Origin of the sequence: Caballeronia catudaia, assembly GCF_001544755.2 — a bacterium.
GTDB lineage: Bacteria > Pseudomonadota > Gammaproteobacteria > Burkholderiales > Burkholderiaceae > Caballeronia > Caballeronia catudaia.
Genome location: NZ_FCOF02000144.1, coordinates 1 through 788 on the forward strand (window position 1 = coordinate 1; position 788 = coordinate 788).

The 788-nt window shown below is 63.3% G+C and carries 1 pseudogene and 1 other annotated feature; the pseudogene reads left to right on the plus strand.

Going from position 1 to position 788, the window contains the following annotated elements:
- Nucleotides 1–59: 59 nt before the first annotated feature.
- Nucleotides 60–788 (plus strand): annotated as a pseudogene (locus AWB75_RS39120) (IS3 family transposase); the annotation flags it as partial.
- Nucleotides 362–478: a sequence feature (AL1L pseudoknot), on the plus strand. It overlaps the preceding pseudogene by 117 nt.

The following is a 788-nucleotide window of genomic DNA, read 5'->3' on the forward strand; positions in this document are numbered from 1 at the left end:
TGAACCGCCCCGGAAATGTAGGAGACTTCGGATCTTGGCTGTAACGGGAGATTTGAAGCATGGAAAGCGAAGGCAAGGCAAGGAAGCCCACTGGGACGCGATATTCGGATGAGGTCCGTGAGCGAGCGGTGCGGATGGTGTTTGAGCACCAACACGAGTATCAAACGCAGGGGGCGGCGATCCGCTCGATCGCCTCGAAGATGGGGATGTCGCGCGAGACGCTTCGCAACTGGATCATTCAGGCTGAGCGCGACCGTGGCCAACGAGCGGGCGCGACAACTTCGGAACTGGCGCGTCTGAAGGAACTGGAGCGCGAGAATCGTGAGCTGCGCACGGCCAACGAGATCCTGCGCAAGGCCTCCGCATATTTCGCGCAGGCGGAGCTCGACCGCCGATCGAAGCCATGATCGCGTTCATCGACGAGCATCGCGACGTCTACGGTATCGAGCCGATCTGCCGCCTGCTGCCGATCGCGCCGTCGACGTATTACCGGCACGCCGGGCGGCGCAGCGATCCGGAGCAATGGTCAGCACGAGCGCGTCGCGATATTGAACTGAAGGTCCTCATCCGGGCGGTCTGGGACGAGAACTTCGGCGTGTATGGAGTGCGCAAGGTCTGGCGCCAGTTGTTGCGCGATGGCGTAAAGGTCGCGCGCTGCACGGTTGCACGCCTGATGAAGGTGATGGGCCTCGAAGGTGTGCGGCGTGGGCGCCGGATCAAGACGACGCAGCGCGACGATGCGGTGCCGTGCCCGCTGGACCGGGTCAAACGTCAGTTCCGGGCCGAGC